The sequence below is a fragment of the Congregibacter litoralis KT71 genome, from assembly GCF_000153125.2.
Taxonomy (GTDB): Bacteria; Pseudomonadota; Gammaproteobacteria; order Pseudomonadales; family Halieaceae; genus Congregibacter; species Congregibacter litoralis.
In genome coordinates, this window is record NZ_CM002299.1 from 3,243,445 (window position 1) to 3,265,025 (window position 21,581).

The following is a 21,581-nucleotide window of genomic DNA, read 5'->3' on the forward strand; positions in this document are numbered from 1 at the left end:
ACGTCATAAAAAGGATTAGGGTTGTGGACAGGGGTCTAAGGACCCTGCGCGACCTCTCCGTCAAGGCGCAGACGGTAGCCATTTTCTTCCGGGCTGGCAATGAGGGATAGGGCCTGGGCAAGCTCAGCGTCCAGAGCCTGCCCCGGACTTTCTATACGCAGATCGATGGTAAAGCGTTTCTGATCAAGGTCCACGACGCCGGAAGCCTCCACCGGACCGGCCAGGGTAACGACATCGGCGATCACCTGCTGCTCCACCGGGCTGGTGATGCTCGCCGCGTAGCTGCCGAGTACATGGACACCCCGGGGCGACTGCCAGGCAGCGCCCTGCCAGACCAGACGGCCCTCAGCGGATAGCAGGTCGCTGCGGGTAACCCGTAGTTCATCGAAGAGGAGCTCAAGACGTCCCGTAAGTTCTACGGGCAGCAGCCGCTGGAGCAGCGCGGCATCCAGACTCACATCGAGATCCTCAATGATCAGCACATCACCGGCAACGCTGAGTTCCAGCGTTCCCCGTTGCTCACCCCAGGCACTGCGAAGATGCACTTTGGGCGAGAGCGTCACCAGGCTCATGAGATCCAGGGTCCAGTTGACCTCCCCCAAATGCAGATACCCCCCCGGTGTCTGGACCCGCGCACGCATGGCACTTCCATGACCCAGGGTTCCACTCATTGCCGATAACTGTACTTGCTGGGAATTCAATACATAGCTGAGCACACGGGCCGGTGTCTGCAAGCTGGCAAGAAGCAAAAGAAGCAAGGCACCCAGGAATGCCCCTGACCACAGCAGGGGCCTCATGGTCCGGCAGCGACCCGAAGCGTCGCACTCACGGTGCCCGCGGTGCTTGTCTGGCTCAGGGATAGATCATCCACACGCAGGCCCTGTGTCGTCTCCAACTCGTGGATCCAGCGAAGCAGCGCATCCAGGGGAGCAGACTCAAAGCGCAGCTGCACGGAACCCTGGCTGTTGGGCTGCAATCGACTTACCCGGAGCGCGTAGCGACCGGCACTCTGATTCAGCGATGCGCTGAGATTCGCAGACCGCGTACCGCGGGTACTCCCTTCGGTGTCTTCTAGAGCGCGAATTTCCGTGGCCATGGCATCCACGCGAAGTAATGCCTCAGCGGTCGCCGTGTTGCGGGCAGCCAAATCCGCCCGGGCCTGCCCCAGGGGCTGAATAACAAACACGCCCAGAAGGTAAAGCGTGACCACCAGGGCCATGGCAAGAAGCGCCAGCTGCTCTCGGAGGGTGTAGCGTTCGAACCAGTCTTTCATGGACGCTCTCCTATGCGCAGTCGAGCGCGAACGCGATCACCGCTGCGCGAAGAGCTTTCGAGACTGGCGCTTAAACCGGCTGCCTCCAGCGACCCGCGCAAAGATTCCACCTCAGCAAAATTCGCCGTCAACAGGTTTACCCGCAACTCTGCATTCCTCTGGCTGTAGCTCAGACTCGCCAGCACCGTATCCTCCTGAGGCGAAAGTGCGGCCCCCAGAGGCGCAAGAAGTCCGGTGAACGTGCCCCCGGTAGCACCCCCTCGCAAACCATCCAGCTGGCGGCGTAACTGCTTTTCAGCATCGACGATCGCTCCGCGGGGATTGATACCGCGGTACACCGTTTCAATTTCCTGGCGCAGGACGAGGTTTTCCCGCTGAAGCCGCTTGAGATCCAACCATCCGGAAGCCAGGTGCACGGACAGCGCAAGGAGAAGCAGGGCAGCGATGGCCCGCCACTCCCGCCACCATCGCCCGTAGGGTAACTGGGGTGCGAATTCGCCCTGGAGCAGATTGAGCTGGGAGCGGCCGTCCTCGCTGAGGAGAAGCGCTTCTTCAAGCCCGCCCCGGCGCCATTGCAGATCGAGGTCCTCCAGCGCCGCGAGAATATTTTCACCGACGGCATCCTGTTCGCCGTATACCAGCACGCGCTCCGGTGGGGCGTCGTCCCGCAGGGCGCCAAGGAGCGCGGGCAGCAGGCTATTCTCCACGCGGGTCCCCTCCTGCAAACCATAGCGCAGCAGCGTGGTCTCGGCCTCGATGACAAGGGTCCATTCTCCGGCGGACCAGGGGAGTAAAAGGGGCTCGGGAATCCAGGGAACCTGTCGGGCAAAGACGTCCAGCTGTGTTTCCCAATGGTGCATCAGCTGTTTGTCGACCATCCCCACGCCATAGCGTGTCTTGTCTACGGCCCGGCGCGCAAAGTGCACGTCTTCAATATTGTCCGTAAGGGATTCTTCGAGCATGAAAGGCAGGGAAGCTTCCAGATGCTTTTTTTCCTCGGGACTCACGGTCAGGGCTTGCAGGCGCACATCCCCGCCGGGGGCTGCGAACACTATTCCGTGGTCCCGCTCTCCCAGGCACAGGCTCAGGCGCTCGCGCGCCCCATCCTCATCCAGCGCGTGGAGGACACCGGCGTCCAACCAGAAGAGCTGATCTTCACGAAGACAGATGACGCTCAGGTTTTTGTTCACGGGAGACTCTCAAGAGGAGGAAGACTGGGCATGTCATAGAGACTGGCGTTGATGCGTTGTAACACGTCGATCTCGCGCGCTTCGCGGCGGAGCACACTGTACAACCGCTGCTCACGGTCGGCAATCTCCACACGGGACGCAAGAAGGAAGTAGGAGGAGGACTCCGTGAGTAAGCTTGCTACGCCTGACAGCTGTGCACCGGCAAAAACCTCCAGCTGCAGAAACTCCTCAAGATTCGCAAAACCCGTTTCTTCGCGCTGCTGAATCAATGATTGTCCGTCGGCCACGGAGAGAGGCTGCAGGATGTCGTTTCCATTTAACGCTCGAAGCACCGGCTGGGGAGCCGTATGAATATTGATGCCTGCGGGCACCTGGGGCCAAACGGTCACCAGGGACTTCAGGGCCTGATAGATTGCCGGCGTCACGCCCGAGACCGCCTGTAACTCGCTCACGCTGACCATGGGACGGTTCCCCGGCCGATAGGACGGCTGCAGGGACACATAAAAAGCACTCTCAGCGCCATTGAGCCGCGGCTCATCATCACTGTCTATCCAGTCGGCAACGGCGTCGGTAATCGCTGCCGCGGTGAACTCGTCGACCTCCGTCGAGTCCAGCGCCTGAAGGAGGCGGATAAAAGTCTGCTGTGCGGGCGAATAGGGAATGGTCCCCGTGGTCGGCTGGGCACCGAGACTGTTCAGATTAAAGCGCCCCTGAAGATCGGCGAGACTACCGTACATCCAGCCGCCCTCGTCCAGGGCGTAAGGCGTTGCCTGCTGCGCCCAGATTTCCCTGAGATCATCCCGAGGGATTTCCGCCGCCAGATCGGCCTCGTAATCCAGGGTGAGGGCCAGGGCGGCGAGTTCCTCGGCCCCGCGAAGATAGGCCCAACTCTGCTCTGCCACAAAGCTGTTCAGCCCCCGTCGGTAGCTGAGGTCAAAATCCCGCTGCAGGGCGACCAGCACACTCGCGCAAATGGTGAACACCAGCAGGGCCACGACAAGGGCAACGCCCTGTTGGGGACGGGGCGGCGGGGACAAAGGGCGATTAGCGCAGGGGCAATTCATAGAGTCGTCTCACCTCCCCCAGGTCTGCCAATTCGATGCGCAACTCAAGGGCCACCGGCGGCGGAGGCACGGCATTACCCGCTCCGGGGTCGGCGACCCAACTCTCGCGCCAGCCCCGGGTGTCCACCACCAGGTCTCTATCCAGCTGCAGATTGTCCAGGGTGTCGAGAAAACGCAGTTCCAATGCGGTTACCTGCTGAAGCAGCTCCATGCGCTGGGGTTCGGCATCCACGGCACGATCAAGCACCGGGTAATACGCTCGCCAGAGGGAGTCCTCCTCCAGGTAATAGAACACGCGCTGAAGCTCACTTCGCGGTTGTTGGAGGGTGTTTGACCATCCATCGCGGGTGAGGGACAGGGGATAAAATGCCAGGGGACCACCGGAGAGCGCGGGCTGCATACCTCCGAATTCATCCCGCACGGGACGATTGCTGAACTGCCGTAAATCCCGGTTCAGGAACGCGAGGGCGCGATTCAGGTCCCGCGTGCGTTCACTCGCCGTGCGAAGCTGCTCTGCACCGGTGAGCGTCGACGATATACCGCTGTAGGAGGCCGCGGCGACGAAGGCGGTAATCGCCAGAGCAATCAGCACTTCCACCAGAGTGAAACCGCGCTGTCCCGGATCAGTCACTGGCGCTCCCTCCCTCACTGCGCGCCGCAATGAACGCGACCAGGGTATAGAGACTGGGCGCGCGCTCTTCCGCATCCCTACGCACCTGAATCTCCACGCGGGAAAAATCGGGAACTTCTGTCGCCTGACTCTGCACCCGCCAGAACCAGTCGCGCCCTGCCATGACTTCGCTGCCGGTATTACTGCCCCGCAGCGTTTGCCCACCGCCCCGAAGAGCAAGGCGCAGCTCCGCGAGACGGTTAGTTGCCACCACCTGGGCGAGGGAGCGGTCCCGGATATAGGCCGTCCCGTCGATCTGCTGATCCATGGTAAACAGCAGCGCGGGCACGGCCAGGGCGACGACCGCGAGAGCGACCATGACCTCGACGAGGGTAAAGCCATGGGATCGACGGTGCCCTGTGAGGAAACTAGGGCGCAAAGGCATAGTCATTGATCGATGTCTCGTTCTCCCCGCGGTACTGCGTAAAGCGGCCCAGAGGATCCCAGACAAGGCGAAACAGCTGTTTATCATCGTCAGCGTTCCTAATCAGCAGTTCACCCGCCTGAGTCTCGCCGCTGGCGGACAACAGCCACTGCGGCGAGGTACCCCTGCGCGGGTCCGCCGCGTCTGCCGACACGGGCAGTACTTCCACGTCATCGAGACTGATTTGCAATCGGGTATCCGCGGGAAATTCGAGACTGGTAAACAGCTCCGGCGACCGCTGTGGCTGCCGCCACCCGGCCTGCAAACGCTGGCGCCAGTGCACTGCCACGGAGGGCTCTCCCTGCTCATTCGTCGCGTTTGCAAACAGCACACCAAAGTCCGTGCCGCTGAACTGCGCTTCATCCATGGCGTATGCCGCTACCGCCGTGAGGGTCTCCAGACGTTCCTGCACGACACGATCGCTGGCGCCGGAATTGACGTTCAAGGTCACGAGGCTGGTCATGAGTACAATCACGAACAGCACCACCAGCATCTCGATCAGGCTGAAACCCTGTTGAACCCCCATGGGGTCAGTTCTCTTCTTTTTTCCAGTTACCGATATCCGCATTCTGATCCTCACCACCGGACAGCCCGTCCGCGCCGAGGGTGTAGATATCAACCTCGCCGTTCTCTCCCGGACTCAGGTAGAGATAAGGTCGCCCCCAGGGATCCAGGGGCAGCTCTGCCAGGTAACCACCCTCCTTGAAGTTCCTCGGCGTAGGGTCGATAGGACTGGGAGTAACAAGGGCTTCGAGCCCCTGCTCCGTACTCGGATACACGTAGTTATCAAGGCGGTAAATTTTCAGTGCCGTCTCGATGGCTTTGAAGTCAGCCTGGGCTTTCTGGATGCGGGCGTCGTCGGCACGGTTAAGCACCGTCGGCGCCACGATGCTGATCAACAATCCCATGATTACCAGGACCACCAGTATCTCTACGAGGGAAAAGCCTCCCTGTGATCCCATGCGGGCTTTGCGCTGCATTTCCTTACCTCACCATTGTGTTCAAATCAAAAATCGGCAGGAGGATTGCCAACACGATCAGTAGCACCATCCCCCCCATAAAAACTACCATCAGTGGCTCAAACAGGCCCATCACCGTACCCAGGGTCATTTCCAGTTCGCGCTCCTGGTTGTTTGCGGAGCGCTCAAGCATGTCTTCCAGGGAACCGCTGCTCTCGCCGCTGGCGACCATGTGGACCATCATCGGTGGAAAGTGCCCCGCCTCTCCCAGGGCACGACTGAGGCTGCTTCCCTCCTGTACGCGCAAGGCCACGTCCTCACTCTCCGCGCGGAGCACGAGGTTGACCAGCACCTGGCCCGCGATGCGCAGGGCTTCAAGGAGCGGAACACCGCTGGCCATGAGAATACTGAGTGTCGATGCAAAACGTGCGGTATCAAGGGCAACGATGAGTCCTGAGATACCGGGCATGCGCAATAAAAAACCATGCCACAGCAAACGCCGCCGGGGGTCCCGGAGTAAGCGCCGGGCGCCCACGAGCAGCAACGCCAGACCGATGAACAACCACAGGCTATAGGACCGGAAAAAATCACTGGCAGCGATGAGGGCAACGGTGAGACCGGGTAGTTCGCGGTTACTTTGGGAGAAAATGCCAATGAGCTCGGGGACCACAAACACCATGAGGGCGACGATCACCGCCACGGCCACACCCAGCAAGATGAAGGGATAGATCATCGCCATGCGCAGCTGCTGACCGCTGTGCTGACGACGCTCGGCGTAGTCGGCGAGTTGCTCCAGCACCGGGCCTAAAAATCCCGCGTGCTCCCCCGCCGTCACCATAGCCCGGTACATTTCATTAAAAGCCAGGGGGAACTCTGCCATGGCGTAAGCCAGGGTGTGGCCTTCGCTGACCCGGGAACGAATCTGCAGCAACATGGCTTTTATCCGCGGTCGTCGGGTTTGCTCCGCGGTTGCCTGGAGACAATCTGCCAGAGGAAGGTTTGACTGGACGAGGGTGGCGAGCTGCCGGGTCAGCAACGCCAGGTCAGCCCCTTTGATGCGGGTGGGCAGCAAACGCTGGCGCAGGCTGCCGTTCGCCGCCTCACCGCGCGCGGCGCTCTGCACCTCCACGGGGCGAAGCTCCCGGGTGCGCAACTGCACGCGAACCTGCCGCTCGGAGTCCGCCTCCACAACACCTCGAATGAGCTTGCCCTCAGGATCCAACGCTCGATAGCGATAAGCCGTCATGAACTAACGCGCTCAGGCCACGGAAGTGACACGCAGCACTTCCTGCAGGCTCGTATCCCCCGCAAGAATCCGTCGGCGACCATCATCCTGAATACTTGCTGAGTGTCGTCTCGCAGCCTCGCTAATGGCCTGCTCGGAAGCACCGTCGTGTATGAGGCTTCGGAGCTGATCATCGATCTCAATGAGTTCGTAGATAGCGCTGCGGCCGCGGTAGCCACTGTGGTTACATTCGGAGCATCCCACGGCCTGGTAAAGAGTGGTGGTGCCGCGCTCAGCCTCGGAAATCCCCAAAAGCTGCGCTTCTCCCTCCGTAGGATTCGTGCCCCGTCGACACTCGGGACACAGAAGTCTCACGAGACGCTGCGCCATTACCGCGATAAGACTGGAAGACAGGAGAAAGGACTCCACGCCCATATCCTGAAGCCGGGTGACTGCGCCAATGGCCGTATTGGTGTGCAGGGTAGAAAGCACCAGGTGTCCCGTTAAGGAGGCCTGCACCGCTATCTCGGCGGTCTCCAGATCGCGAATTTCGCCGACCATCACGACATCCGGGTCCTGACGCAAAATGGCCCGCAATCCCCGGGCAAAGGTCATGTCCACCTTGGTGTTTACCTGGGTCTGACCAATCCCCGGCAGCATGTATTCCACCGGATCCTCAATGGTCATGATATTGCGCGCCGCATCGTTGATTTCACTCAGCCCGGCGTACAGGGTTGTGGTCTTACCCGAGCCCGTGGGACCCGTCACGAGAATAATGCCGTGGGGGCTTTTCAGGGCGCTGCGAAAGCCCCCGTAGACGGCCTCGGGCATGGCCAGCTGAGCAAGCTGCAGTTGCCCCGACTGCTTGTCCAGAAGCCGAAGCACCACGCGCTCACCGTAGGCCGAGGGGATGGTAGACATGCGGATGTCCACGGCGTGGCCGGCGATGCGCACGGAGATTCGCCCGTCCTGGGGAATACGCCGCTCGGCAATATCCAGCCTGGCCATCACCTTCAGACGGGATACGAGCAGAGGCCCCAGCATGCGCTTCGGCGACAGCACCTCCGAGAGCACGCCATCAATGCGATAGCGGATGCTGAGCTTTTCTTCAAAGGTCTCGATGTGAACATCCGAGGCCTTCTCGCGGACCGCCTCGGAAAGAATTGCATTGATGAGACGAATGATCGGCGCGTCGTCCTCTCCATCCATCAAGTCTCCCTCATCCGGAATTTCTTCGGCGAGACGACTGAGGTCTACATCGGAGCTGATATCGGCGGCCATCTGCACCGCCTCGCTGTTATCCCGCTGATAGGCGCGGGACAGCTGACTCTGAAATTCCGTTGGCGCAAGGGTCTGGAGTTCCAGGTCCCGACCGATGCGCCGGCGCAGTTCCAGGAGCACATCGGCAGTCAGGGCTCCGCTGTGAAGCACGCGATGGGGAGCCTGAGGATCAATGACGACCCGATGGGCTTTTGCAAAGCTGAAGGGAAGCTTGCCGGGGGCGACCTCTACGCCATCTAGCGTGGCTACTGCGGCTTGCCCCTCGCTCACGGCGACTCAGGCTCCGGCGCCCTGATATCCTCGCGGATCGTCTCAAGCTGGAGTATCTGTTGCTCCCAGTCCGGCAGGACCGGCACCTCGTCTTCGCCAAAGAACAATAGACCCTGCTCCCGCTGCGCACGCTGCTGATCCCGTATGTGGCGATACTTTAGGGCTGTCGCTCCCGCAATATCCTTGTCATCCCGAATGATGGTGGGACGGATAAAGATCATCAAATTCGTCTTGCTGACGGAGACCGCGTCGTTGCGGAACAGGCGGCCCAGGTAGGGAATATCGCCCAGAATGGGGACCCGCTGCTCGGTGCTTTGCACGTCATCCTTGATGAGGCCCCCGAGCACCACGACCCGGCCGTCCTCCGCCAGCACCTTGGTGCGAATCTTGCGCTCATTGGTAATGAGGTCTGCCGCGGCGGCCGACGCGACCAGGGTCGCGCCCGTAAGCGAATTCACCTCCTGCTCGATTTCGAGAACCACCGAATCACCTTCGTTGACCTGAGGCGTAACCGTGAGGGTAATACCCACGTTTTCCCGCTCAATGGTCTGGAAAGGATTCTGGGCCCCGTTATTGCCGCCGGTATTGGTGAAGGACCCGGTGATAAAGGGTACCTGTTGTCCCACGGTGATAAAGGCCTCCTGGTTATCCAGGGTCAAAAGGCTCGGCGTGGACAAGATATTCGCATTACTCTGCTCTTCGAGAGCGTTGAGGATTACGGTCATGCTGAGGTCTTCACCGACCACCCCCCAACCGAGGGACAGTCCCGCGGAACCGGCAAGGGCCGCCGCCAGATTCCCGACATCAAAATCCCCCGTGGTAGATCCCGTGCCGCCATCGCTATCCGGCGGCAGAATCGCACCCGCAATGTTTCGCGCCCGACTGTCCGAGGCATTAATGCTACTGCCGTAAAAGCCACTGTCATTGGCGAAGAGCCACTGGAGACCCAGATCCTGACCGTCGGTGACCTCAAGCTCCACGATAATCGCTTCCACGAGAACCTGAGCCCGGCGAATATCCAGACGCGTAATCACCGATTCAAGGGCCGCCATTTCGTCGGCATCGGCGGTGATGATCAGTGAGTTAGTACCTTCATCGGCCTCGATGGTCGCGGTGTTGCTCGACGCGCGGGCCGCTTTGGCATCCCCGGTATCGAGCTTGTTGATATTCTGCATGACCCGGGTGAGGACTTCAGCGATAGCGGTTGCCTGAGCGTACTCAAGATAAATGACCTTCACGTTGCCCGTCTGCTCCAGGGGCGTGTCGACATAGGCCACCAGGCTGCGAATCCGCGCCCGTTGCAGCTCGTCACCGGTCACCAGCACGCTGTTGGTACGCTTATCCGGGACCAACAACACGTCGACCTCACCACCGTTATTCTTGGCTTCCGAGGCGTTGAGCTTTTCGAGCATTCTCACCACGTCTTCCGCTACCGCGTAGCGCAGGGCAATAACGTCGGTCTCCTGTACCGCCGACTGATCCATGCGCTCGATGATGTCCTGGATACGGCTGATGTTGGACGCGGAATCAGAAATGATAATCGCGTTGCTCGGTGCGTAGGCCGCCATGTGTGCCTGCTGAGGCACCAGGGGCCGGAGGACCGGTATCAGTTTCGCAGCAGAAATATTTTCCAGACGTAACACCTGGGTGACGTACTCATCGTTAACGGTACCCACTACCCCGGCGGCATCAGCTACGGGAACCGATGCCGAGCGGGCATCCTTGTTCTGAATAACCCGCACCACGCCCCCGGAGCGCACGGCGGTATACCCGTGGACATCGAGTATCGCCAGAAAGAGATCGTACAGTTCGCTGGCATTGACGGGCCGCGAGGAGACCACTTTGACCTTTCCCTTGACCGATGGGTCTACAACGATGGTCGTGTCGGTGGCCTCGGAAACAAACTTGATGAGCTCCTGAATATCTGTCTCTTTCAGATTGACGGTGAAATCCTGGGCCTCCACGACTTGCACCGGGAGCGATAACAGGGACAGAGACAGGAGCACAGCGATGGCTGAAGAGCGACGTGCAGCGACGACCCACTTCCGGCGCCAGAGGAGGAGACACTGAGATAAAAAAGCAGTCACGAACCATTCCCTACGGTGGATGCACCAAGATCAACGTTAAGCGTCACGGACTCTCCCTTGCGCTGTAATTCGAAAACTGCCTCCTTGGCGGAGCGCATTGCCTGGTAAAGCCTCACGGTATTTGCCGGATCCGTGAGGGACATGCCATTGATAGCGGTCACCAGATCACCCGACTGAAAACCCAGAGCTGAAAACTCATCTGCCGCGTTCCCCGGACTCACACGATAACCCCGAAGCTGGTCACCCTCCCGCACGGCGGCTACGCGGACGACCTCCACCAGCGACTGGGGATCGCGATAAAGACGCTCGCGATAGGCGGATGCAATCTCCGCTGCCTCGGCATCTACTGTTACGTCCATCGCTCCGGCATCTGTCGACGCAGGCTGAGTCCGCGAGGCAGTGGCTACAGACGCCGAAAGCTCACTGTCCTCAAAGAGGCGCAGAACCTCGTAGCGACCACCGTTATCCAACACCACGAGCGCCGGGAGCACCTTCGCCAGTACGACCTCACCACTGACCGGCAACTCATCACCGACCTGATAAAGGTCCTGGGCATTGCGATGCTCAATAACTGCCTGCCCCAGACCTGCCTCGGACGCCGCCAAAACTCCTTTCAACAGGAGGGGAAGTCGGGTGTCCGGGGCACCGTCCTCAATGCCCGCCAGGGCCACACTTGCCTCGGACTCACTCATGGCAGGAGCCCGACCGGTCGCCGCTGCCAGCGCTTCGGGACTGACGACGGTCCCGGGCTCTCCGAAGAGGTGCGCAGCTGCGAGGGCCTCAATGTCTACCGATGTCCTCGTCCCCCCCGACGATCCACTCGTTACCGGGTTAATGACCTCTGTCTGAGGCAGAGGTTTCGCCTCGGGAAAAAAGCTCCAGAGTCCGGTCCACAGGGATAGGGCAATCCACAGGCAGAGCAGCACAACCGCGCCTTTTTTGAGGCGGGAAAATATGGTCGGCCGGGAAAAATAGCGGAACGCCGTCACAGCCCCGTTGTTCATCTGGGATGTGAAGCTTGCCAACCGTGTCTGCCAAAGCGCCGTCACCGCTGCTCCCAGCTTTACCAGTTGTGTGACTTCAATGACCCTCTCTCAGGGAGCCGCCATTGAAGGTGAAAATTGTGACACTAATATGACAGGCTCGCCACAAAAACGGCGGCGGCGTTAATCCTGGCTGTGGTAATAATCCATAAGTATTTTTGCCACCTCGGGCCGCGAGAATTCCGGTGGCGGAGCGATCCCCTGTCCCAGCATTTCCCTGACAGCGGTACCCGACAGCAGGACAAAATCCTCTTTTTCGTGATCCGGCGCGTCGCGCATCATCACAACCTTATCCAGCTTGCGACTATAGGCCGTGTGGTCTGCGCGGTAGATATCAATCTCCAGCGCGCCCTCGGGAACCTCCTCGTCGAAGACCGTCTGCGCGTCGAAGCCTCCGTAGTAGTCACCCACGCCGGCATGATCCCGCCCGACAATCAAATGGCTGCAGCCACAGTTTTGGCGAAACACTGCATGGAGCACGGCTTCCCGGGGCCCCGCATACAGCATATCGAAACCATAGCCCGTGACCATTACCGTGTTCGGGGGGAAGTACACCTCGACCATCTTGCGTATGGAGGCGTCCCGGACATCGGCGGGAATATCACCGGGCTTGAGCTTACCCAGGAGCATATGGATCAAAATACCGTCGGCACCCAGATCGTTCATCGCCATACGACAGAGCTCTTCGTGGGCCCGGTGCATGGGATTTCGTGTCTGGAAGGCGACGACTTTTTCCCAGCCCCGCTCGGCAATTTCGGCGCGAATATCAACGGCGGTACGAAAGGTATCGGGAAAGTCCGTGGCGAAGTAGGAGAAATTCAGCACTTGAATGGGACCGGATACCACGCGATTACCCAGGCTCATAAACGTGGCGACGCCGGGGTGCTCGGGATCAAGGGTTCGGAACACATTGCTCGCAATGTGCTTTAACTGTTCCTCGCTTGCCTCCTCCACAGCGGTGACGTCCATCACCGCGAGTACCGGATTCCCTTCGACATTGGGGTCTCTCAGGGCAATGCGGGTACCCGCCTCGATATCCTGATCATGGGTCACATTGAGGATGGGCACGGGCCAGAAGATGCCGGACTCCGTCCGGAGGCGCTCCGCCACGGATAGCGCATCCCCAAGGGTCATATAGCCCGGCAGCGGATTGAAATATCCGGCGCCCAGCATGACGGCATTGGCTGCGGCGGCCGAGTTCAGCAGCATAGATGGCAGGGATTCCGCTTCTGTCAGAAGGGCGCTACGCGCCTTGTCGTCGTATACGTAGAGCGGATGCAGTTCCCGGGAACCGTGGGGCTTAATCATTTAACTATCCTTTTTTAGCAGCACAATGGCGGAGGGCGGTTGTCTGAGGACCAGTGCCCGGGCGTTGTGGGCACTGGCCACCCCGGTAATTCAGTCAGGGATAATGCCGCGTCCGCGGAGTTCCTGCAGAATCCGGGCGACTTCCTCGTCCAGACTCTGCTCGTCGGAGTGCAGGTGAATCTCCGCGGCGGGCGGCGCTTCATAGGGATCATCAATGCCCGTGAAGTTCTTGATCTCCCCCGCGCGAGCTTTTTTGTAAAGGCCCTTGGGATCACGGCTTTCGGCCGCTTCCAGAGAGCAATCGACGAATACCTCAATAAAATCGATGCCTGCCGCCGCGTGGAGCTCTCGCACGGCATCGCGGTCCGCAACATAGGGACTGATGAAGCTGGACAGGGCTATAACGCCACTATCGGCAAACAGCTTGGCGACTTCGCCGATGCGGCGAATGTTTTCTGTACGGTCTTCGGCGGAAAAGCCGAGATTCTTGTTGATACCCATGCGAACGTTATCGCCGTCCAGACGGTAGGCCAGAACACCATGCTCATGGAGCACGCCTTCGAGTTCCACCGCCACGGTGCTCTTGCCACTGCCCGAGAGGCCCGTAAACCAGATGGTGGCGCCGCGATGGCCCAGAATCTTGGCGCGATGATCCCGGGTGATGTCCCCTTCGTGCCAATGGACGTTGGTGGCTTTTTGCTCAGCCATGTTTGTTCCTCGGTAGTCGTTGTTTTCTGGCGCGTCAGTTTATCACGGAGCGCCCATCCGAGCAGAGGTGGCTGTTGCTAAAGCTCCCTGTCTGCGGAATACCCAGGCTCAAAGCGACTGCACTTGAGGTCATTGAGCAAGCCGTCACGCAGGCTGTAAATCCAGCCGTGGATACCCAGAGCCTGACCACGACTCCAGGCAGCTTGAACGACAGACGTTCGCACTACGTTCTCCACCTGGCGCCGGACATTCATTTCGCAGAGCATATTGACTCGCGTGGCTTCGTCAGGCTCCGCCTCAAGAGCACTTCGCTGCTCAATGGCAACGTCCTCAATATGCTTGAGCCAGTTATCGATAAGACCCCGGGGTTTGGGATCCAGTACCGCAGCAACTCCCCCACAGCCGTAATGGCCCACGACGACTACATGGGAAACCTGAAGAATATCCACGGCGTATTGCAGCACGGACAGGCAGTTTAAGTCACCATGGGCAACCACATTACCGACGTTTCTATGGACAAAAACCTCGCCGGGCTTCAGCCCCACGATCTCATTTGCCGGCACGCGGCTATCCGAGCAGCCAATCCAGAGATAGCGCGGCGACTGCTGGCTCGCCAGCTCAGGGAAAAATTCCGGATTGTCCGCACTGACCCGCCTTGCCCAGTCCTCGTTGTTCGCCAGTAACTGACGTAAACCGTCCATCGCTAGAGCATCAACAGGCCGAGCCTGGCCACGGAAATTCGATTGCCGCCAGCGCGCTCAGCCTTCTGCATCGCCCCTTCTGCCTCCGACTCCATTTGTGTCGCCAGGCGCTCGCTGGATTCCACGGGATGTCGCGAGGGCTCCCAACAGACGAGACCAATACTTAGAGCGACATGAAGCACCGCGCCGCGACCGTCATCAATGGCAAACTCGTCGATGTCCTGACGCATTCGCTCACCGATATCGTGGGCGTGGGGTTCGTTGCAGGCGGGAAGAAGAACCGCGAAGTGCGTCGCGGAGATATGGGCGATGTAATCCGTGGCCCGAAGCTCGGAACAGAGGCGCTGCGAAACGCGTCGCTGGACAAAGTGGCAGGCGACCTCGCCATAGTTTTTGCAGATGTCCGCCAGCTCGTCCAGGGAAATGTACAGGAGAGTCATGGGGTGATTAACCCGTCGCGCCCAGTAGATTTCGCGCAACATGTCCCGTCGAAAGGCACGCAGATTGCCCACCTCCGTAACGGGATTGAGGAGCGTCAGCTGATCTACCCGCTGAAACTCCACCACGCGCAAAAGCGCGGCGGCAACCAGCTGCCCCAGCATGGCGAAGAGCTCACGCTCCTGCTCGCCATAGGCGGTCATTTTCTCTGTGAGCGCCAGGTGGTAGCTCCCTACGAGGCGGTCTCCGTCAAAGAGGGGCATCATCACTGCCCCCGCGGCGCTCGTGGACCCGGACAAAATGCTGAACATGCGCCGGTCATCGAGATCGATCAACGCCGTGTCAGGCACATCGGGATACAGCTGATACAGGGCGTAGTTGTCGGACTTGAGTGCCAGAGAGCTTCCGAACATCTTGCGTATGGGCAGGAGGCGGGCAATCTGCTCTTCGGGATCGTGAAGGCGTAATTCGGCCTGCGGCGAGGCAAAGCCCTGGGGGAAATCTTCCAGAAGGTATTTCACCAGGGACGACAGACTTTTTACCGCCAGGAGGTTCCGCTGCGCCTGACGCAGCTGCCGAAGCACATGCACATGAAGGAGTTGCACCCGCTCACTACTGTCGTCTGCATGCGCAGGAAGGACCGTCATTTCGATATTGGTGACTTCGGCTTCGCGAACACCGGCGCTGAGAGCAGCGCTCACATCAGCTGCTGTTTCTGCGCCCTTGCCCCCGCTCTTGCCCTTGTCCTTGTCCTTGCCCTTGCCCGCGGCGTTTTTGCTCACTTTTGCGCCCTCTTCTGGTGGCCCAAATCGCTCTCCCTGGCGGTGCAGCTTCGCTTACCTGCTTTGCCGTTTCAGTGTAGTGCCACTATACTCCGAACCGCAAACCGAGGGGTGGCTAAAAGCCTGAGACGCCAAAGCCTCATCACTGCCTAAAAACAATGATGAAGCGCGGGGCGAACCCTTTGAACCTGATCCGGGCAATACCGGCGTAGGGATGGTTGCTGCCCGGCCTGTGTGATCGCTGCCGAGTCGCTCTTCCCTCGCCCGAGGGAATTATCATGAAACGAACTACCACTCTTCTCTACAACAAAACTTCGGGGCAGATCGCCCGAGCGTCGGCGGCTGTGATTACTACTCTATTGCTCGGAGCAGGCATCACCGCCCAGGCGCAGACTGGCGCCTCCGGAGACGGGGTTACGCGGACTGCGCTGGAGGAGATTGTGGTGACCGCGGAGCTTCGCAACACCCCCTGGCTCCTGCAACCGTCAAGCAGCAGCGTCGTGGGCGCCGAACAGATCAAGGAGCGGAATGCCATTCACCTGGAGAACCTTCTGATCCTCGCTCCCAATGTGAACCTGTCGGGGGGGACCTCCCGGGCGCGCTTCTATCAGATACGCGGCGTGGGTGAACGGAGCCAGTTCGTAGACCCTTTGAATCCCTCCGTGGGATTGCTCATCGACGGCATCGACTTCAGTGGTCTCGGTAGCGGCGCGACGCTCTTCGATATCGAGCAGGTGGAAGTTCTCCGCGGCCCTCAGGGCACCCTCCACGGCGCCAATGCCCTCGCGGGACTGATCAACATGCGCAGCGCAGCCCCGGAATCGGAGTTTTCCGCGCGTTTGCAATCCACCGTGGGCGACTACGGCCGGCGAGAACTGGGAGTAAGCGTCACGGGGCCCCTTGCAGGGGACAGCCTGCTCTTTCGTCTCGCTGCCTTTGAACACCGCAGTGACGGGTTTATCGATAACAGCTTCCTGAATCGCAGTGACACCAATGACCGCAATGAAGGCGTGTACCGGGGTCGCCTCCAATGGCTGCCCAGCGACCGGCAAAGCCTGGACATCACCCTGAGCCACGTGGATATCGACAACGGCTACGATGCCTTCTCCCTCGACAACACCCGCACGACGCTCTCGGACATGCCCGGCAACGATCGCCAGCAGAGTGATGCCCTGGGGCTTCACCACCGCTGGTCCGGGGACCGGGTGCTCACGGAGCTCATGGCCTCGGCAGCAGCAACGGACACGGATTACAGCTATGACGAGGACTGGAGTTTTGTCGGCATCGCCCCGGAGCTTGAATACTACTCCTCCTTTGACCGCTACCTGCGGGAACGCGACAGCTACAGTGTGCAGCTGCGCCTGTCTTCGGCGGACGCCCTGAGCACGGGCGCGGGGGATCTGAGCTGGACCGCGGGGCTCTACGCCCTGAATGATGACGAATCCCTGCGCCGGGAATACACCTATCTGGCGGAGGATTTCCGCAGCCGCTTCACGGCGGAAACCCGCGCAGCCTACGGACAGCTGGATCTGGCAGTGACAGAACGCTGGACCCTCAGCGGTGGCTTGCGTCTGGCGAGCCGCTCCATGAGCTACGACGACTCCAACGCTGTCGAGGCCGATCCGGATAACGATCTCTGGGGTGGCAAGCTGTCCCTGCAGTATGAGCGGGAGAGTCTGGGCATGGTGTATCTATCGCTGTCCCGTGGCTATCGGGCCGGGGGAGTGAATGCCGGCATCCTGGCTTTTCCCGAGGACCAACTCCAGTCTCCTGATAGCCTTCGGGACTTACAGTTCTTCGACGAGGAATTACTTTACAACCTGGAGATTGGTCACAAAGGCGAGTTTTTTGAGGGCCGTCTGCAAAGCGCCGCCACCCTGTTTTACATGGACCGCCGGGATCAGCAGGTACGTGGCTCGAGAGTCATACCCCGGGAGGATGGCAGCACCGCCTTCGTGGACTTCACGGACAACGCGGCGGCGGGCTACAACCTCGGCCTTGAGTGGGAGCTTCGAGGCGCCGTCAGCAACAGCGTAGAGCTGTATCTGAACACCGGCTTACTCCGGGCGCGTTTTGACGAATACATCAATGCTGACGGCCGTGATCTCGAGGATCGCGAGCAGGCTCACGCCCCAAGCTATCAGTTTGCCGCCGGTGTCCTTTGGCGCCCGACCATGCACTGGCAGGCAGATCTTCAGTGGGAGGGTCGCGACAGCTTCTACTTCTCTGACAGGCACGACGAAAAGTCCGACGCCTACAGCCTGTTGCACCTGCGTCTCGCCTACCAGCGGGATAACTGGGAGATCGCGCTTTGGGGGCGCAACCTTCTCGACGAGGACTACTTTATCCGGGGCTTTGGCAGTTTTGGTAATGACCCACGCAAAGGCTACGTCACTGAAGCCTATCGCCAGTTTGGCGATCCCCGCCAAATGGGCCTCAGCGTGGAGCTGCGCCTTTGAACGAGACCCTCGAAGCACTTGCCGTTGTCCTGGGGCTGACGTATCTGCTCCTCGCCATCAAAGAGAAGCGCAGCTGCTGGATAGCGGGCGCCATGGCATCGGCAATTTTCATGGGGATCTTCTGGCAGGCGGGACTCCCCATGCAGGGGCTTCTTCAGGTCTTCTACATCGCGATGGCGGCCCTGGGCTGGTGGCGCTGGGGACGGGACAGCAGCACCACCCCGGTCCACCGGGCCCCCTGGGGCTACCACGGCATGATGCTCGCATGCCTCTGCCTGCTCACGCTTGTTACCCTGCTCCTGCGCCAGACCCTGACAGATCTTCAGGCTATCGTTGATACGGCCAGCAGCTGGGCCGGAGTACTGGCCACCTGGATGGTCGCGCAGAAGAAACTGGAGGCCTGGATCTACTGGATAGTCATCGATGCTTTAACCGCCGGGCTATATCTCAATGCCGGATTACTGGCATCATCAGCACTCTACACGGTCTACACAGCGCTGGCATTTATCGGATGGAAGCAGTGGCGACAGAGCCTGCGTCTTCAACAGCGCAGTTGATTGACGATTTGTGCGGAAACTTTGCCGTCTGGGCACCGGAGTTGGCCGCTCCACCCACGCCCGGCGCGGTGCTTGCCGGCGGCTGTAACCACTATCTCCAGATTCTCGAGAGCCCAAGGCAAGTTTGGGTCGCCCGTATCGCCAGGAACGCTCTGCGCACCAGCGAACAAAGAACATTGGAAGCCAGCGTTCACAGTGAGGCGGCTGGAGCGGGCATCGCACCCGAGGTGCGTTACTGCGACCCCCGCCGGGGCATTACGATCATGGAGTACCTCGAGCCAGACGATAGCGATGCCGAATCCCCCGAAGAGATCGCGAAACTCTTCGGAAAAATCCATGCCCTCCCCCTTCAAGGGGAGGTGCTGCACTCGCCCGACGCTTTTCGTCGCTGCCGTAAAGACGCCGCAGGTGACACCGCTCTGGAAACCTTGTTACAGCACGGCGCAGAAGCGATCGACCGCGCCGTGAAGTTTCTTGAGGACCATGAGAGTTCAGACCTCAAAATGTGTCACAACGATCTACTCGGGGCTAACCGTCTTCGCAGCCGGGGCCATCTTTTCGCTCTGGATTGGGAGTATGCAGCAAGCGGTGATCCCTTTTTTGATCTTGCGGTATGCGCGTCGCAGATGACCAGCAACAATGCCCGGGCACTTTTGAAGGCCTACCTCCAGCGCGAACCCATGGACGAAGAAAAACAACGCTTTGCGGCCCAGAGCCTGCTCTACGCCTGCGTAGAGGCCTGTTGGTATAGCGCCAACGCTGCCCATGGCCCCGAGACCCAGGCGTCGCTTGATCGCCTCGCGACGCATTCCCATGGGGATGCTTTGTTGTGACGCACTGGCACATTCTGGGCGCCGGTGCGATAGGCAGTTTTGTCGCTTACCGCATGCATCTGCATCAGCGTTCCTACAGCCTCCTTCACCATCACCAGGATGTGGAGGAGCGGGTTGTTGTCGACGGGGAGGTAGAGACAGCCCTGGTGGCGGAACCCCTGCATAGTCTTAAAAGGGGCAGCATTGAGCACTTGCTCCTGACCACCAAAGCCGGGCAATTGCTCGATGCGCTGAATCTGGCATTACCCTATTTATCCCCCGGGGCCATTATTGCCTGCACCGCTAATGGCCTCGGGTTTGAAGAGGCAATGAGGGGAGGCCTGTCAGGTCGAATGCTCTACCGGGCAATCAGCACTGCGGGGGCCTACCGGGATGCACAAAATCGCGTGCACATCGCCTCCCTGGGGCGTATCCGCATGGGCGCAGCCGATGGCTCCACTGAAGCGCCCCACTGGTTCTGCGACAGCCTCGAGCCCCTTGAGGAATGGCGATGGGAAGGGGATATCGCGCGCGCCATCGCCGAGAAGTTTTCCATCAACTGCGTCATCAACCCCCTCACCGCACAACTGCGCTGCCACAATGGCGAGCTCTTGCAGGGTGATACGCCCGGGCCGGATCTGGTCGCACTGTGCAGAGAAAGCGAGCCCGCATTGAGGGCGTTGGGCCTATGGTCGGGTGACCCGGCATTATTGGACACCGCCGTAGAAATCTGCCGACAGACCGCGCTGAATCGCTCGTCCATGCTGCAGGATGTTATCGCCGGCCGCCCTACGGAGATCGCCTACCTTAACGGCGAGCTTCTGCGCCGCGCAGAGCCGCTGGGGCTGGAGCTGCCTATCAATCACGCCCTGGTAAACGCGCTACGTTGATACATCAGGCTGCGGTAAAACGGTAGGCTGCGTTAAAACAAAAGAAAATCCCGCTGCTCATCAAGAAGCTGGGCCAGAGCCGTTTTTAACTCTATGGGGGACGCTGTCTGCGGCAGGGACAGCTGCCTCTCCCTGGCTGTACCGTCTCTTCGCCCCTCAAGCTGCATGAGGCAGCGCCCTCGATCGCAGTCGAGCTGCAGATACAGCTGCCGGGTGGCGATACATTGATTGTGCGCACCCGCCTTGCTGAGGGTATAGCGGCTATCGTTACTCTCCCCGGCGCCCAGCACCACGGCGCCTCCACCAGCCTGCTTGAGGAGAGCTGTGAGAAGCACATGCAGCTCCCCTTCACCCGCATTCACTCTGCGCCCATCGGGACCCACATTAATTTGCGGCACAGCGACGGCTACGCAGGGCCCGGGCGCGAGCCAGAGAAGTGTCAATAGCAGTGCGGGCAAAACAGCAGCACCTATAAGCAGACCCCGCGCTCCCCAGCTGCCCCGATACCAACAGTAGGCAAGCCAGGCTTTAAAGCGCTCCGAGATCGGTGGGCGCAGGAGCTTGCGAGGCAGGCGGAGATTCCCCGGGCTCTCAGAAAGATCTTTAGACAAAGCATGCACGGGCAGCTCGGTAAGGCTGGGCGCCGGGAGGAGGCTGCGCAGCTCCCGTAAGCTCTCTCTTAGCGCAAAGGTCCCCTGGGGACGATCCCCGGGATTTGCGGCGAGGAGACGCAGTAGCAATGCTTTGAGGGCCCCTTCGGCGGTGCCTGGCGCGTCCGGCAGATCGGGCACATGTTTCAGGCCCGCACGGAGCCGCTGCATATCCAGAGTCTCACCGTCATAAAAAGGATGCTGCCCATAAAGCATGCGATAAAGGAGGAGACCCAGGGCAAAAAAGTCGCTGGTCAGTGCTGCCGGCTCCCCGCGGGATTGCTCGGGAGAAAGGGACTCATAGCTGAAAACCGACCAGCGCTCGCCTGCGAAAATCGATGCGCCAAAGTCCGATAAGACAGCCCGCCCCCGCCCATCAATGAGTACATTTGCCGACTTTAGATCGCCATGAACCAGCTTCGAGCGACGCAGGCCCGCCAGGGCGGCTGCGAGATCGGTAATGATCGCGAGGGCATTCGCAGGACTGAGACGGGGGACCGTAGCCAGCAACGCCTTGAGGGTCCCACCCTGGACGTATTGCATGACCAGGGCGAGTTGCGACCCGACACTCACCACGTCGTAAATAGTAACGGTCTGGGGACTTTCGACCTCCATGAGATGGCGGGCCTCGCGAACGGCGCGCCGCCGGGCACTCAGGGACCCGGAAAGATGATAAAGCTTGATACAGACCCGGCGTTTTAGACGGGTATCAAAAGCCAGGTAGACATCACCCTGACCACCCTGGCCGAGCCTGCAAAGCAGTCGATACTGTGAAAGCCCCCGGATCACG

General features: G+C 60.1%; 21 protein-coding genes and 1 riboswitch. Of the genes, 4 read left to right on the forward strand and 17 right to left on the reverse strand.

Annotated elements, in window-relative coordinates; genetic code table 11:
* Nucleotides 1-35: 35 nt before the first annotated feature.
* The 16 genes from KT71_RS14780 to KT71_RS14855 form a co-directional block, all read right to left on the reverse strand.
* Complete coding sequence (locus tag KT71_RS14780) at nt 36-797, reverse strand: type II secretion system protein N (protein WP_008294563.1); 762 nt, start codon at nt 795-797, stop codon at nt 36-38.
* Entirely contained in the window at nt 794-1,273 is a 480-nt protein-coding gene (locus KT71_RS14785) for a type II secretion system protein M (protein ID WP_008294562.1), read from the reverse strand. Before KT71_RS14785 ends, KT71_RS14780 begins: the two co-directional genes overlap by 4 nt.
* Nucleotides 1,270-2,463 carry a type II secretion system protein GspL gene (gene gspL / locus KT71_RS14790; protein ID WP_008294561.1) on the reverse strand — a complete coding sequence of 398 codons (1,194 nt, stop codon included), beginning with the start codon at nt 2,461-2,463 and terminating at the stop codon, nt 1,270-1,272. Before gspL ends, KT71_RS14785 begins: the two co-directional genes overlap by 4 nt.
* The gene (gspK, locus tag KT71_RS14795; RefSeq protein WP_169729161.1) at nt 2,460-3,500 is read right to left on the reverse strand and encodes a type II secretion system minor pseudopilin GspK; all 1,041 of its coding nucleotides are present in this window, start codon (nt 3,498-3,500) and stop codon (nt 2,460-2,462) included. The genes gspL and gspK overlap by 4 nt, the downstream gene beginning before the upstream one ends.
* A gap of 7 nt (nt 3,501-3,507) precedes the next feature.
* Nucleotides 3,508-4,158 carry a type II secretion system minor pseudopilin GspJ gene (gene gspJ, locus KT71_RS14800; protein ID WP_008294559.1) on the reverse strand — a complete coding sequence of 217 codons (651 nt, stop codon included), beginning with the start codon at nt 4,156-4,158 and terminating at the stop codon, nt 3,508-3,510.
* On the reverse strand, nt 4,151-4,576 hold the full coding sequence (gene gspI, locus KT71_RS14805) for a type II secretion system minor pseudopilin GspI (protein WP_238549429.1): 426 nt from the start codon (nt 4,574-4,576) through the stop codon (nt 4,151-4,153). The genes gspJ and gspI overlap by 8 nt, the downstream gene beginning before the upstream one ends.
* A complete protein-coding gene (locus KT71_RS14810) occupies nt 4,566-5,147 on the reverse strand; it encodes a prepilin-type N-terminal cleavage/methylation domain-containing protein (RefSeq protein WP_008294557.1) in 582 nt (193 codons plus the stop codon). The genes gspI and KT71_RS14810 overlap by 11 nt, the downstream gene beginning before the upstream one ends.
* Before the next feature lie 4 nt (nt 5,148-5,151).
* Nucleotides 5,152-5,601 (reverse strand): type II secretion system major pseudopilin GspG, encoded by a 450-nt coding sequence (gene gspG, locus KT71_RS14815; protein WP_008294556.1) that lies wholly within the window; start codon nt 5,599-5,601, stop codon nt 5,152-5,154.
* Nucleotides 5,602-5,605: 4 nt separating this feature from the next.
* Nucleotides 5,606-6,826 (reverse strand): type II secretion system inner membrane protein GspF, encoded by a 1,221-nt coding sequence (gene gspF / locus KT71_RS14820; protein WP_008294555.1) that lies wholly within the window; start codon nt 6,824-6,826, stop codon nt 5,606-5,608.
* Nucleotides 6,827-6,838: 12 nt separating this feature from the next.
* A complete protein-coding gene (gene gspE, locus KT71_RS14825; protein WP_008294554.1) occupies nt 6,839-8,356 on the reverse strand; it encodes a type II secretion system ATPase GspE in 1,518 nt (505 codons plus the stop codon).
* A complete protein-coding gene (gene gspD / locus KT71_RS14830; protein ID WP_008294553.1) occupies nt 8,353-10,443 on the reverse strand; it encodes a type II secretion system secretin GspD in 2,091 nt (696 codons plus the stop codon). The genes gspE and gspD overlap by 4 nt, the downstream gene beginning before the upstream one ends.
* Nucleotides 10,440-11,492 carry a type II secretion system protein GspC gene (gene gspC, locus KT71_RS14835; RefSeq protein WP_023660139.1) on the reverse strand — a complete coding sequence of 351 codons (1,053 nt, stop codon included), beginning with the start codon at nt 11,490-11,492 and terminating at the stop codon, nt 10,440-10,442. Before gspC ends, gspD begins: the two co-directional genes overlap by 4 nt.
* Nucleotides 11,493-11,609: 117 nt before the next feature.
* Nucleotides 11,610-12,794, reverse strand: a complete 1,185-nt coding sequence (gene sat, locus KT71_RS14840) for a sulfate adenylyltransferase (RefSeq protein ID WP_008294551.1) — start codon at nt 12,792-12,794, stop codon at nt 11,610-11,612.
* A gap of 90 nt (nt 12,795-12,884) precedes the next feature.
* Nucleotides 12,885-13,502 carry an adenylyl-sulfate kinase gene (gene cysC / locus KT71_RS14845; RefSeq protein WP_008294550.1) on the reverse strand — a complete coding sequence of 206 codons (618 nt, stop codon included), beginning with the start codon at nt 13,500-13,502 and terminating at the stop codon, nt 12,885-12,887.
* Nucleotides 13,503-13,579: 77 nt separating this feature from the next.
* Nucleotides 13,580-14,203, reverse strand: coding sequence for a carbonate dehydratase (can, locus tag KT71_RS14850; protein ID WP_008294549.1), 624 nt, complete (start codon nt 14,201-14,203; stop codon nt 13,580-13,582).
* 2 nt (nt 14,204-14,205) lie between these two features.
* Nucleotides 14,206-15,423 carry a GGDEF domain-containing protein gene (locus KT71_RS14855; RefSeq protein ID WP_008294548.1) on the reverse strand — a complete coding sequence of 406 codons (1,218 nt, stop codon included), beginning with the start codon at nt 15,421-15,423 and terminating at the stop codon, nt 14,206-14,208.
* Between the two features lie 97 nt (nt 15,424-15,520).
* Nucleotides 15,521-15,655, forward strand: a riboswitch (TPP riboswitch).
* 46 nt (nt 15,656-15,701) lie between these two features.
* On the opposite strand from KT71_RS14855, the gene KT71_RS14860 reads away from it, so the two are divergent.
* From KT71_RS14860 to KT71_RS14875, 4 genes are read left to right on the forward strand one after another with little or no spacing between them, the layout of a single operon-like run.
* On the forward strand, nt 15,702-17,882 hold the full coding sequence (locus KT71_RS14860) for a TonB-dependent receptor (RefSeq protein ID WP_023660140.1): 2,181 nt from the start codon (nt 15,702-15,704) through the stop codon (nt 17,880-17,882).
* Nucleotides 17,879-18,439, forward strand: a complete 561-nt coding sequence (gene pnuC, locus KT71_RS14865; RefSeq protein ID WP_008294546.1) for a nicotinamide riboside transporter PnuC — start codon at nt 17,879-17,881, stop codon at nt 18,437-18,439. Before KT71_RS14860 ends, pnuC begins: the two co-directional genes overlap by 4 nt.
* Complete coding sequence (locus tag KT71_RS14870; RefSeq protein ID WP_023660141.1) at nt 18,403-19,272, forward strand: phosphotransferase; 870 nt, start codon at nt 18,403-18,405, stop codon at nt 19,270-19,272. Before pnuC ends, KT71_RS14870 begins: the two co-directional genes overlap by 37 nt.
* On the forward strand, nt 19,269-20,141 hold the full coding sequence (locus KT71_RS14875; RefSeq protein ID WP_008294544.1) for a ketopantoate reductase family protein: 873 nt from the start codon (nt 19,269-19,271) through the stop codon (nt 20,139-20,141). Before KT71_RS14870 ends, KT71_RS14875 begins: the two co-directional genes overlap by 4 nt.
* A gap of 32 nt (nt 20,142-20,173) precedes the next feature.
* Here KT71_RS14875 and KT71_RS14880 read toward each other — a convergent pair whose 3' ends face one another.
* Complete coding sequence (locus KT71_RS14880; RefSeq protein WP_008294543.1) at nt 20,174-21,580, reverse strand: serine/threonine-protein kinase; 1,407 nt, start codon at nt 21,578-21,580, stop codon at nt 20,174-20,176.
* Nucleotide 21,581: the final 1 nt, after the last annotated feature.

Excerpts from the sequence above, each read along its gene's own strand:
- KT71_RS14810 (WP_008294557.1), bottom strand. The coding sequence starts at position 5,147 with ATGGGGGTTCAACAGGGTTTCAGCCTGATCGAGATGCTGGTGGTGCTG.
- KT71_RS14785 (WP_008294562.1), bottom strand. The coding sequence starts at position 1,273 with ATGAAAGACTGGTTCGAACGCTACACCCTCCGAGAGCAGCTGGCGCTT.
- can (WP_008294549.1), bottom strand. The coding sequence starts at position 14,203 with ATGGACGGTTTACGTCAGTTACTGGCGAACAACGAGGACTGGGCAAGG.
- KT71_RS14780 (WP_008294563.1), bottom strand. The coding sequence starts at position 797 with ATGAGGCCCCTGCTGTGGTCAGGGGCATTCCTGGGTGCCTTGCTTCTT.
- cysC (WP_008294550.1), bottom strand. The coding sequence starts at position 13,502 with ATGGCTGAGCAAAAAGCCACCAACGTCCATTGGCACGAAGGGGACATC.
- sat (WP_008294551.1), bottom strand. The coding sequence starts at position 12,794 with ATGATTAAGCCCCACGGTTCCCGGGAACTGCATCCGCTCTACGTATAC.
- gspF (WP_008294555.1), bottom strand. The coding sequence starts at position 6,826 with ATGACGGCTTATCGCTATCGAGCGTTGGATCCTGAGGGCAAGCTCATT.
- gspG (WP_008294556.1), bottom strand. The coding sequence starts at position 5,601 with ATGCAGCGCAAAGCCCGCATGGGATCACAGGGAGGCTTTTCCCTCGTA.
- KT71_RS14860 (WP_023660140.1), top strand. The coding sequence starts at position 15,702 with ATGAAACGAACTACCACTCTTCTCTACAACAAAACTTCGGGGCAGATC.